This window comes from Kitasatospora sp. NPDC127121 (assembly GCF_042677305.1).
Lineage (GTDB): Bacteria > Actinomycetota > Actinomycetes > Streptomycetales > Streptomycetaceae > Kitasatospora.
In genome coordinates this window covers 1-8,984 of the sequence record NZ_JBHXTQ010000142.1, presented here as the reverse complement: position 1 = coordinate 8,984, position 8,984 = coordinate 1, and the positions used below count along the sequence as shown (strand labels likewise).

The following is an 8,984-nucleotide window of genomic DNA, read 5'->3' as shown; positions in this document are numbered from 1 at the left end:
GCCGGCGTCGGGAGCCGAACCGCCGCACAGGGCCTCCCCCGCGGGAGGCGGGGGAGGCCGTGTGCGTCCGCCGTCGCGCCCGGAGCCCCGGGCGCTACTGCTGCTCCCACGGCGGCCGGGGCGGGTAGTCGGGCGCCCGCCGCTCCGGCGGCGGCCCGGCCGGCCGGTCGCTGTCCGGCGGGGGCGGCCCGGGCCGGTGGTGGGGCCCGCCGCGGGCGGTGAGGCGGCCGCGGACGTTGTCGGCGGCCAGGACGTCGGCCCAGCGTTCCGGGTACTCGGAGGGGACGTCGACGTCGTCGCCGTCCTCCTCGCCCCACTCCTCCTCGGCGCCTTCGGCGAGGCCGAGTTCGCGGGCGCGCCGGGCCCGTTCGGCGGCGCGCCTGGCGGCGACCTCGCGGACCACGGCGGCGGCGGCCTCCTCCTGGGCGCGCTCGTTCTCGGCGCGGGCGTCGGCGGTCTCCAGGGTGGGCCAGCGGCGGTCTATGGCGGCGTTCATGGCGGCGCCGATGAGGACGGCCAGGGCGACCACGAAGATCCACAGCAGTACGGCCACCGGCGCGGCCAGCGAGCCGTACACCGAGGGGACCTCGACCGAGCTGACCAGGTAGATCCGCAGGGCGACGCTGCAGACGACCAGCACCACCAGGGCGACCAGGGCGCCGGGGACGTCCTCGCGCCAGGGGGTGGAGACGGGGACGGCCAGGTGGTAGAGGGTGGTGAGGGAGACGATCAGCAGCACGATGGCGACCGGCCAGTAGGCGGCGCCGACCAGTCCGGCGACGCCGGGCACGGCGTTCTCGATGAGTCCGGGTCCGGCCATCAGCAGCGGCAGCACCAGGGAGCTGATGACGAGGGCGCCGAAGTAGAGGCCGAGGGACATCAGCCGGGTCTTGACGATGCCCCGCTTGCCGTCGAGCCCGTACATGACGGTGATGGTGTCGATGAAGATGTAGAGCGCTCTGGAGCCGGACCACAGCGACAGCAGGAAGCCGATCGAGACGAGGTCGGGCCGGGAGTGGGCGAAGACCTGGTCCAGCAGCGGCACCACGACCTCTTTGACGGACGAGTCCGACAGGACCGTCCCGGAGGCCGAGACGATGTCGTGCTTGAGCCGGTCGATGGTGCCGGCCCCGAGGAACTCGTCGAGGTAGCCGAGGGTGCCGGCCAGGCCGAGGAGCAGCGGCGGGATCGACAGCAGGGTGAAGAAGGCCGCCTCCGCGGCGAGTCCGGTGACCCGGTACTCGACGCAGGTGTTGGTGGTGTCCTTGACCAGCTCCCACGCCGTACGGCGCCAGGCGGCCTGTTTGGCCGCGCGTCGGGAGCCCTTGCCCCGGCGCCGGGAGGGCCGTTCGGGGTTCGGTCTGCTCGTCTCGCCTGCTGCTTGCACGGGTCTAACGGTATCGGGCCGGGGCCGCGCGGTTGATCTCCCCCGGGGTACGGGCGCGTGGACGGGCGCCGGGGCGGGGAGCGGCGGGAATCCCCGGCTGTCTCACATAACGAAACATCAGCGTCCACCATCCGGATGTTAGTGGACCGCAAGTCCCGCGCCGTGCCAATCTCTTGCCATGCCGAGCGCCGGAACCACCCTAGTTGGTCGACTCCACGTCGATCTCCTTCGCGTGTCCAGCGCCATCTGTCCGGCGATCTGAGCCCACCCCGCCGCATCACCGCACCCGGGCGCCACCCACCTCGCAGTCCCCGCTGGAGCGGACGCGCGGGCGCCCGGCCGGCCACGGTCACTGCTCTCCCCGGCCCTGGGAATACCCGCAGGTCACAGCAGCACCGCACCGCCGCGCACCCCCAGCGACCCACCCGGCGTCAGAGCCATCTGCCCCGAAGGACTTCATCATGGCCACCACCCCCGAGACCGCCGAGCCCACGGCCGACCGCGCCGCCGCGCGACGCCCCGCCGCGCCTCGCAAGGTGACCCGTCACCGCGGCGAGGGCCAGTGGGGCATGGGCCACTTCACCCCCCTGAACGCCAACGAGCAGTTCAAGAAGGACGACGACGGTCTCAACGTACGGACACGTATTGAGACGATCTACGCGCACCGGGGCTTCGACTCGATCGACCCCGCCGACCTGCGCGGCCGGATGCGCTGGTGGGGCCTGTACACCCAGCGCAAGGAGGGCATCGACGGCGGCAAGACCGCGATCCTGGAGCCGCACGAGCTCGACGCCGAGTACTTCATGCTGCGCGTGCGGGTCGACGGCGGCCGGCTGACCGTCGCCCAGCTGAAGGCGATCGCCGAGGTCTCCGAGCAGTACGCCCGCAACACCGCCGACCTGACCGACCGCCAGAACGTCCAGTACCACTGGATCCGGATCGAGGACGTCCCGGCGATCTGGCAGAAGCTGGAGGCCGTCGGCCTGTCCACCACCGAGGCCTGCGGCGACACCCCGCGCGTCATCCTCGGCTCCCCGGTGGCCGGCATCGCCGAGGACGAAATCATCGACGGCACCCCCGCCATCGAGGAGATCCAGCGGCGCTTCATCGGCAACAAGGACTTCTCCAACCTGCCGCGCAAGTTCAAGTCCGCCGTCTCCGGCTCCCCGCTGCTGGACGTCGCGCACGAGATCAACGACGTCGCCTTCGTCGGCGTGGTCCACCCCGAGCACGGCCCCGGCTTCGACCTGTGGGTCGGCGGCGGGCTGTCCACCAACCCCAAGCTGGGCGTGCGCCTGGGCGCCTGGGTCCCGCTGGACGAGGTCGCCGACGTCTACGGCGGCGTCATCGGCATCTTCCGCGACTACGGCTACCGCCGGCTGCGCAACCGCGCCCGGCTGAAGTTCCTGGTCGCCGACTGGGGCGTGGAGAAGTTCCGCCAGGTGCTGGAGGACGAGTACCTCACGTACCGGCTGGTCGACGGCCCCGCCCCGCAGGAGCCCAGCGGCCGCTGGCGCGACCACGTCGGCGTCCACCGGCAGAAGGACGGCCAGTACTACATCGGCTTCGCGCCGCGCGTCGGCCGGGTCGACGGCCGGCTGCTCGGCCAGATCGCCGACCTCGCCGCCGCGCACGGCAGCGACCGGCTGCGCACCACCGCCGAACAGAAGATGCTGGTCCTCGACATCGCCGAGGACCAGGTCGACTCGGTGGTGGCCGGCCTGGAAGCGCTGGACCTGCGGGTCACCCCGTCGCCGTTCCGCCGCGGCACCATGGCCTGCACCGGCATCGAGTACTGCAAGCTCGCCATCGTCGAGACCAAGGAGCGCGGCCGCACGCTCATCGACGAGCTGGAGAAGCGCCTGCCGGACTTCGCCGAGCCGCTGACCATCAACATCAACGGCTGCCCGAACGCCTGCGCCCGCATCCAGGTCGCCGACATCGGCCTCAAGGGCCAGCTCGTCCCGGACGGCAACGGCGAGCAGGTCGAGGGCTACCAGGTGCACCTGGGCGGCGCGCTCGGCCTGGAGGCCGGGTTCGGCCGCAAGGTCCGCGGCCTCAAGGTCACCAAGGACGACCTGCCCGACTACGTCGAGCGCGTCCTGACCCGCTACCAGGCCGACCGCACCGAGGGCGAGCGCTTCGCCCAGTGGGCGGCCCGGGCCGGCGAGGAGCAGCTGTCGTGAGCGAGCGTGCCGCACCGTTCTTCTGCCCGTACTGCGGGGACGAGGACCTGCGCCCCTCCGAGGTCGGGCACGGCGCCTGGGAGTGCCACGGGTGCCGCCGCGCCTTCCAGCTGAAGTTCCTCGGCCTGCTGTCCCCGACCGCCTCGGCCCCGACCGCGACCTCCTCGAACGCGGCCATCATGACTGCGCCCAACTCGACTGCGACCGACGGGGGTTCGTCCAGTGACCAGCGCGGCGACTGACTACGAGGAGATAGCCGTCCGGGCCGGCCGCGAGCTGGAGGAGGCGACGCCCCAGGAGATCCTGGCCTGGGCCGCCGACACCTTCGGCCGCCGCTTCTGCGTCACCTCCTCGATGGAGGACGCGGTCGTCGCCCACCTCGCCTCCTCGGTGTTCCCCGGCGTGGACGTGGTGTTCCTGGACACCGGCTACCACTTCCCGGAGACCATCGGCACCCGGGACGCGGTGGCCGCGACCATGCCGGTCAACGTCATCACCCTCAGGCCGCTGCGCACCGTGGCCGAGCAGGACGCCGAGCACGGGCCGCACCTGCACGACCGCGACCCGGACCTGTGCTGCTCGCTGCGCAAGGTCGAGCCGCTGAACCGCGGCCTCGGCGGCTACGACGCCTGGGCGACGGGGCTGCGCCGCGACGAGTCCCCGAGCCGGGCGGACACCCCGGTGGTGTCCTGGGACGCCCGGCGCCGCAAGGTCAAGATCGCCCCGATCGCCCGGTGGACGCAGGAGGACGTGGACGCCTACGTCGCCGCCCACGGGGTGCTGCTCAACCCGCTGCTGTGGGAGGGCTACACCTCGATCGGCTGCTCGCCGCGGTCCTGCACGCGCAAGCCCGCCGAGGGCGAGGACGCCCGGGCCGGGCGCTGGTCCGGCTCCGGCAAGACCGAGTGCGGCATCCACCTCTGACCCACCCCCCACTACCGACGAAGGACTTGAGACTGTGACAGCTCACACCCGGGCCGCCGACGGAGCCGCGGAGGCGGCCCCCGCGGCCGCCCCCTGCGAGCGCGGCGCCACCGTGTGGCTGACCGGGCTGCCGAGCGCGGGCAAGACCACGCTCGCCTTCGCGCTGGCCGGACGGCTGCGCGCCGAGGGCCACCGGGTCGAGGTCCTGGACGGCGACGAGATCCGCGAGTTCCTCTCCAAGGGCCTCGGCTTCACCCGCGAGGACCGGCACACCAACGTGACCCGGATCGGCTTCGTCGCCGAGAAGCTCGCCGCCCACGGCGTCAAGGTGCTCGCCCCGGTGATCGCCCCGTTCGCCGACTCGCGCGCCGCGGTGCGCGAGCGGCACGCGGCGGCCGGCACCGAGTTCCTGGAGGTCCACGTCGCCACCCCGGTCGAGCTGTGCGCCGAACGCGACGTCAAGGGCCTTTACGCCAAGCAGGCCGCCGGCGAGCTGGCCGGCCTCACCGGCGTGGACGACCCGTACGAGGCGCCGCAGAAGCCGGAGCTGCGGATCCAGACGCAGGGCCGCGCGGTCGCCGAGTCCGCCGCCGAGCTGCACGCCTTCCTGACCGAGAGGGGTCTCGCATGACCACCGCGACCGACGGCCCGGTCCGCACCCACGAAGACGCCCCCTTCGCGCTGTCCCACCTGGACGCGCTGGAGGCCGAGTCGGTGCACGTCTTCCGCGAGGTCGCGGGGGAGTTCGAGCGCCCGGTGATCCTGTTCTCGGGCGGCAAGGACTCCATCGTCATGCTGCACCTGGCGCTCAAGGCCTTCCACCCGGCCGCCGTGCCGTTCTCGCTGCTGCACGTCGACACCGGGCACAACTTCCCCGAGGTGATCGCCTACCGCGACCGCGTCGTGGCCGAGTACGGCCTGCGCCTGCACGTCGCCCACGTCCAGGACTTCATCGACGACGGCCGGCTGCGCGAGCGCCCGGACGGCACCCGCAACCCGCTGCAGACCGTCCCGCTGCTCGACGCCATCGAGACGAACCGCTTCGACGCGGTGTTCGGCGGCGGGCGCCGCGACGAGGAGAAGGCCCGCGCCAAGGAGCGCGTGTTCTCCCTGCGCGACGAGTTCGGCGCCTGGGACCCTCGCCGCCAGCGCCCCGAGCTGTGGTCGCTGTACAACGGCCGGCACGCCGTCGGCGAGCACGTGCGCGTCTTCCCGCTGTCCAACTGGACCGAGCTGGACGTCTGGCAGTACATCGAGCGCGAGGGCATCGACCTCCCGGAGATCTACTACGCCCACGAGCGGGACGTCTTCGCCCGCGCCGGCATGTGGCTGACCGCCGGCGCGTGGGGCGGCCCCAAGGAGAACGAGCCCGTCCAGCGGCGGCTGATCCGCTACCGCACCGTCGGCGACATGTCCTGCACCGGCGCCGTCGACTCGGACGCCACCGACATCCAGGCCGTGATCGCCGAGATCGCCGCCAGCCGCCTCACCGAGCGCGGCGCGACGCGGGCCGACGACAAGCTGTCCGAGGCCGCGATGGAAGACCGCAAGCGCGAGGGGTACTTCTAACGATGACCAGCACCACCCAGGAAGCCACCGCCACGTCGCTGCTGCGCTTCGCCACCGCCGGATCCGTCGACGACGGCAAGTCCACCCTGGTCGGCCGCCTGCTGCACGACTCCAAGTCCGTGCTCGCCGACCAGCTGGAGGCCGTCGAACGCGCCTCCCTGAACCGCGGCCAGGACGCGCCCGACCTCGCGCTGCTCACCGACGGCCTGCGCGCCGAGCGCGAGCAGGGCATCACCATCGACGTGGCCTACCGCTACTTCGCCACCCCCCGGCGGCGGTTCATCCTCGCCGACACCCCCGGGCACGTGCAGTACACCCGCAACATGGTGACCGGCGCCTCCACCGCCGAACTGGCCGTGGTGCTGGTCGACGCCCGCAACGGCGTCGTCGAGCAGACCCGCCGGCACGCCGCCGTCGCCGCGCTGCTGCGGGTGCCGCACGTGGTGCTGGCCGTCAACAAGATGGACCTGGTCGACTACGCCGAGCCCGTCTTCGCCGCCATCGCCGAGGAGTTCACCGCCTACGCCGCCTCGCTCGGCGTGGGCGACGTGGTGGCCGTGCCGATCTCGGCCCTCGCCGGGGACAACGTCGTCGAGCCGTCCGCGCACATGGACTGGTACGGCGGCCCGACCCTGCTGGAGCACCTGGAGACCGTCCCGGTCGGCAGCGACCCGGACGCCGCTCCGGCCCGCTTCCCCGTCCAGTACGTGATCCGCCCGCAGAGCGAGGAGCACCCCGACTACCGCGGCTACGCCGGGCAGTTGGCCTCCGGCGTGCTGCGGGTCGGCGACCCGGTGACGGTGCTGCCCTCGGGCCACACCACCACCGTCGCCGGGATCGACGCGCTCGGCCGCGAGACGGACCTCGCCTGGGCGCCCCAGTCGATCACCGTCCGGCTCGCCGACGACCTCGACGTCTCCCGCGGCGACCTGATCGCGGCCGGCGTGATCCCCGCGCCCACCAGGGACATCGAGGCCACCGTCAGCCACCTCAACGAGCGCCCGCTGCGCGCCGGGGACAAGGTCCTGCTCAAGCACACCACCCGCACCGTGCGCGCGCTGGTCAAGGACATCACCTACCGCATCGACATCGACACCCTCGAACAGCGCTCCGGCGCCGAGGGGTTGAACGTCAACGACCTCGGCCACGTGGTGCTGCGCACCGCCGAGCCGCTGGCGCTCGACGCCTACTGCGACAACCGCCGCACCGGCTCGTTCCTGCTGATCGACCCGGCCGACGGCACCACCCTCACCGCCGGCATGGCGGGCGAGGCCTTCGCGACCGTACGCGCCACCGAACCCGCTGAGGAGGACTGGGTCTGATGCCCAGCGAGGCGTTCTCGGACATGGACAAGGAAGGCGGCCGCATCGGCAGCGGCGTCCTCGGCAGCGGCCAGGGCGGCCTGACCCGATGTGCGGGCCGACAGCGCTGAGTTGCGACCCCCGGCCGCCCCGACGGGCGACCGCCACGTCCCCGAGACCGCCTCCCGACGGTCCGTCGATGAACAGGACTTCACCATGGCACCGAACCTGGCCCCCTCGCATACCCATGCCCGCCCCAACGCCGGCCGGATCAGACGCTCCGCGGTGGCCGCCGTGGCCGGCCTGACCGCCGTGACCCTGCTGTCGGCGTGCAGCTACGGCTCCAAGGCGGACGACAAGAAGGCGGGCGCCGACTCCACCGCCAGTTCGGCCGGCGCCTCCGGCGCGAAGCTGTCCGCGGACACCGTGAAGATCGGCTACTTCGCGAACCTGACCCACGGCACCGCCCTGGTCGGCCTCCAGGAGGGGCTGTTCCAGAAGGAGTTGGGCGCCACCCAGATCAAGACCCAGGTCTTCAACGCGGGCCCGTCCGAGATCGAGGCGCTGAACGCCGGCTCCATCGACATCGGCTGGATCGGCCCCTCCCCCGCGATCAACGGCTACACCAAGTCCGACGGCCAGTCCCTGAAGATCATCGGCGGCTCGGCCTCCGGCGGGGTCAAGCTGGTGGTCAACCCGGACAAGATCTCCTCGCTGGACGACCTCAAGGGCAAGAAGATCGCCACCCCGCAGCTGGGCAACACCCAGGACGTGGCGCTGCTCAACTACCTGGCGGGCAAGGGCTTCAAGGTCGACGCGGCGTCCGGCGCCGGCGACGTCTCGGTGGTGCGCACCGACAACAAGGTCACCCCCGACGCCTACCGGCAGGGCTCCATCGACGGCGCCTGGGTGCCCGAGCCCACCGCCTCCAAGCTGGTCACCCTCGGCGCGAAGGTCCTGCTCAACGAGAAGGACGTCTGGCCGGACAAGAAGTTCGTGATCACCAACATCATCGTCTCGCAGAAGTTCCTCAAGGAGCACCCGGACGTGGTGGAGGCCGTGCTGCGCGGCTCGGTGAACACCAACGCCTTCATCAAGGCCAACCCGGACAAGGCCAAGGCCGACGCCAACGAGGCGATCAAGAAGGAGGCCGGCAACGCGCTGGAGCCGGCCATCCTCGACCCCGCCTGGGCCGACATCGACTTCCTCGACGACCCGCTGGCGAACACCCTCCAGGCCGAGGCCGACCACGCCGTCACCGCCGGGCTCCTCAAGCTGCCCAAATCAAGTTCCGCTGGCGCGGGGGCCAACCTGAACGGCATCTACGACCTCACCCTGCTCAACAAGGTGCTCGCGGCCAAGGGCCAGGGCCCCGTGGCGGACGCCGGACTCGGCGCCAAGTAGCGCCACCCGGCGCCGAACAGCACCGCGCGGCGCCGAGTCCGCCCCGACTCCGCGGTCCGGACCCCCGCCCACCCGGTCGATCCGCGATCGATGCCCACCGGGACGGGCGGGGCCGGGCCCCGGCCCCCGCTCCGCCAGCCCTCAGCCAGACCACTCACGCAGGAGGTGTCCGGATGACCCCGGCACTGACCACCTCGGCGGACACCGCCGGCG

The 8,984-nt window shown here is 72.3% G+C and carries 9 protein-coding genes; 8 read left to right on the top strand and 1 reads right to left on the bottom strand.

Annotated features, from left to right (window positions below):
- Positions 1 to 94: 94 nt before the first annotated feature.
- Entirely contained in the window at positions 95 to 1,387 is a 1,293-nt protein-coding gene (locus tag ACFVHI_RS36615) for a YihY/virulence factor BrkB family protein (protein WP_079135509.1), read from the bottom strand.
- 178 nt (positions 1,388 to 1,565) lie between these two features.
- Here ACFVHI_RS36615 and ACFVHI_RS36610 point away from each other — a divergent pair, with 178 nt between their 5' ends.
- From ACFVHI_RS36610 to ACFVHI_RS36575, 8 genes are all read left to right on the top strand, one after another.
- Positions 1,566 to 1,649: a putative leader peptide gene (locus tag ACFVHI_RS36610; protein ID WP_347878562.1), complete on the top strand. Its 84-nt coding sequence runs from the start codon at positions 1,566 to 1,568 to the stop codon at positions 1,647 to 1,649.
- A gap of 199 nt (positions 1,650 to 1,848) precedes the next feature.
- Positions 1,849 to 3,573, top strand: a complete 1,725-nt coding sequence (locus ACFVHI_RS36605) for a nitrite/sulfite reductase (protein ID WP_063347095.1) — start codon at positions 1,849 to 1,851, stop codon at positions 3,571 to 3,573.
- A complete protein-coding gene (locus ACFVHI_RS36600; protein ID WP_063347096.1) occupies positions 3,570 to 3,815 on the top strand; it encodes a hypothetical protein in 246 nt (81 codons plus the stop codon). Before ACFVHI_RS36605 ends, ACFVHI_RS36600 begins: the two co-directional genes overlap by 4 nt.
- On the top strand, positions 3,796 to 4,497 hold the full coding sequence (locus ACFVHI_RS36595; protein ID WP_063347097.1) for a phosphoadenylyl-sulfate reductase: 702 nt from the start codon (positions 3,796 to 3,798) through the stop codon (positions 4,495 to 4,497). The genes ACFVHI_RS36600 and ACFVHI_RS36595 overlap by 20 nt, the downstream gene beginning before the upstream one ends.
- A gap of 34 nt (positions 4,498 to 4,531) precedes the next feature.
- Positions 4,532 to 5,128, top strand: a complete 597-nt coding sequence (cysC, locus tag ACFVHI_RS36590; protein WP_279634886.1) for an adenylyl-sulfate kinase — start codon at positions 4,532 to 4,534, stop codon at positions 5,126 to 5,128.
- Complete coding sequence (gene cysD, locus ACFVHI_RS36585) at positions 5,125 to 6,066, top strand: sulfate adenylyltransferase subunit CysD (RefSeq protein ID WP_380346344.1); 942 nt, start codon at positions 5,125 to 5,127, stop codon at positions 6,064 to 6,066. The genes cysC and cysD overlap by 4 nt, the downstream gene beginning before the upstream one ends.
- A gap of 2 nt (positions 6,067 to 6,068) precedes the next feature.
- Positions 6,069 to 7,388: a sulfate adenylyltransferase subunit 1 gene (locus ACFVHI_RS36580; protein ID WP_380346342.1), complete on the top strand. Its 1,320-nt coding sequence runs from the start codon at positions 6,069 to 6,071 to the stop codon at positions 7,386 to 7,388.
- 195 nt (positions 7,389 to 7,583) lie between these two features.
- On the top strand, positions 7,584 to 8,771 hold the full coding sequence (locus tag ACFVHI_RS36575; protein ID WP_380346340.1) for an aliphatic sulfonate ABC transporter substrate-binding protein: 1,188 nt from the start codon (positions 7,584 to 7,586) through the stop codon (positions 8,769 to 8,771).
- The last annotated feature ends 213 nt before the right edge of the window (positions 8,772 to 8,984 follow it).

Excerpts from the sequence above, each read along its gene's own strand:
- ACFVHI_RS36610 (WP_347878562.1), top strand. The coding sequence starts at position 1,566 with ATGCCGAGCGCCGGAACCACCCTAGTTGGTCGACTCCACGTCGATCTC.
- ACFVHI_RS36605 (WP_063347095.1), top strand. The coding sequence starts at position 1,849 with ATGGCCACCACCCCCGAGACCGCCGAGCCCACGGCCGACCGCGCCGCC.
- cysD (WP_380346344.1), top strand. The coding sequence starts at position 5,125 with ATGACCACCGCGACCGACGGCCCGGTCCGCACCCACGAAGACGCCCCC.
- ACFVHI_RS36580 (WP_380346342.1), top strand. The coding sequence starts at position 6,069 with ATGACCAGCACCACCCAGGAAGCCACCGCCACGTCGCTGCTGCGCTTC.
- ACFVHI_RS36575 (WP_380346340.1), top strand. The coding sequence starts at position 7,584 with ATGGCACCGAACCTGGCCCCCTCGCATACCCATGCCCGCCCCAACGCC.